Source organism: Acinetobacter sp. SM1B, from assembly GCF_003289665.1.
Classification (GTDB): Bacteria; Pseudomonadota; Gammaproteobacteria; order Pseudomonadales; family Moraxellaceae; genus Acinetobacter; species Acinetobacter schindleri.
This window is the reverse complement of record NZ_QMBM01000018.1, coordinates 1-2,288: the sequence shown is the minus strand read 5'-3', so window position 1 is coordinate 2,288 and position 2,288 is coordinate 1. Positions and strand designations below refer to the sequence as shown.

General features: G+C 28.0%; 1 pseudogene. It reads right to left on the bottom strand.

Features of this window, described 5'->3' with window-relative positions:
• Window positions 1-178: 178 nt before the first annotated feature.
• Window positions 179-2,288: pseudogene (locus C8322_RS14445) on the bottom strand (hypothetical protein); the annotation flags it as partial.

Sequence of the window (2,288 nt, the reverse complement as noted above, 5' to 3'; positions counted from 1 at the left end):
ACAGCGTTGAGGGATAGTTTAAGCGTTTACACAGTTTTATTTACAGTCTCTCACCATTCAAATCGCTCATTTCGTTGTTTTTCATTTTCTTCATCTCTTTGAGCTTGTCTATCAATAGCAATTATCCACTCTTTTTCTTTAGCAATGATCAGCGACTCTAATTCTGGAAATATTGGTACTATTTTTTTTTCAAACTTTGTATAGATGGTAATCTTCTAGACATTTCTTGTGACCAACTACCACTTGCTTGTGTAACCTTAAATATTGATTCATTAAACAAGTGTTCTAGCAGGCTTCCCCTTTCTTCTGACAATTTTAATAACTCCACTAATAAATCTAGCCATACAATCTTACTTTTTGTTTCACCTGTAGTTTCCTCTTGATAATTTTTAACACAAAATAATCTAGCATTTTCTATCCAAAATTTGATTTTGTCTTGATCGCCATCTATCCACTTCAGTAAATTATTTGAATCAGCAAAAAATAAAACTTTATTTAAATCATCTTTCCAAAATTTTGATAAAAAAGCATCATCCTCTAAAAATTCTTTTATAAATTTTATTGTATTTGTCTTTATTAATAATTTTAATATCTTAAATTTTTTATCCTCCCTATAAAGAGAAATGTATCGCTCACCATTAAAATAATCTTTAACATCATTAAATATTTTATTTTCAAAATCCTCTCTACAACCTAATAATACTTTTAAACCATCCTCATAGTGATTGAAGTTACTCTCACTACTAATAAATTCAGGAACATTGCCTAATAAAATAGATTGATATTTCTCTGATAATTTTTTTTGAAAAAAGCACTCCTCAATTAATTCATAATGAACTCTATCCCATTGCTCTAAATCAATTAGTCTATCTAGAAACAGCTCAAATATTTCATTATTTATTCTATTATGATATTTGCAACCTGCCAATCTTGGCAATTGATTGATATTGACTTTATCTAGCATGAAAAGTTGGTAAAAATACTGAAAATCTTCATTATTTTGACAACTGTTAAAAATCATATGAGGGGCTATATTCCTCAAAATAGTGTGCCCTAACAAAAATTCTATAAATTTTTCATAATCTTTCTGTGATTTTTTTTTAAAACCTTTTAATAATCCTAATAAAAACTCAGAACCTTTTATATCTATTTCTATATGTGTATGTTGAATTGTATCAATGCAATTATCAACATTTTCAAATACATGAACTGTACTTTCACCTAACTGAATCAAATATTGATGTGCTAACCATCCACTACTTGCTTTGATCAATAAATCTAAATTTTCTTTTAAATTTCCAATATCTTTTAAGTATTTACTTAAATATTGGATTAACTCCTCATAGGAATTAAATTCAGGGATTTTAATTGCATGTTCATCATTTTCACTTTTACTCATTCTATAGATATCATGATCTGGAGCTAAAATATAAGTCTGTAATAGCTCTCGAACACTATCTTTATTAGGTCTTAGCTCTTGTTCTAAATTTTCTAATTCTTGTAATAATTTAGGTGCATTGATTTCTAATTCATCTTTATTAAAATTAATAATACTTAGAAGTTTTCTATGCGCTTCTGGAAAATATTTACGTTCATTAAATTTAAGTACAAATTTTCTAACAAACTCAACTTTCCTGCATTTCCAAATTATAGCTTCAAGATTATTTGAAAAAACCTCTCGTGCTTTGCTAACATTTTGACTATCTAATTCATCCAATAAATTAAGTAGAAACTCAACCCAATTCCAAATTTCACCATAGGTTTGAGGTTGATAACCATATTCATTTATTTGAGAATTTTCAGCTAAATCTCGTACAGAAAATCCATAATCATGAAAATTCAGTGCTTTAGATAAACAATCTAAAAGGATAGATCTACATTCAGGCTTAGATTGCAGTTCCTTCAGCACCTCTTTTTTTTGCTCTAAATCAGCCATTGTTTCTGATGTATAGAGCCTAAATAATGAAGTTACTAAATCTCGAATAGAGTTGTTTCTTTCACCTTCTTTTTCATCTTTAGCAAAATAAATGAGTAAATCAAAAGCTTTTTTAAAGTTATGTGATTGATAAGATAAAGATCGAACTAATCTAGAAATTTCAACAAAATGAGTATTTTCCCTAGTTAGAAAACTAGGATCAGTATTATGCTTTTGCTCGAGTAATTCTAAAACTTGATCTTCAGCAATATGAGCAAGTAATCTAAATTTAACTAAATCCTGTGAATCATATCCATCATTTAAGAGATGGATCCGTAAATTTGAACAACTCCTATAAGTGATATTCTGCTCC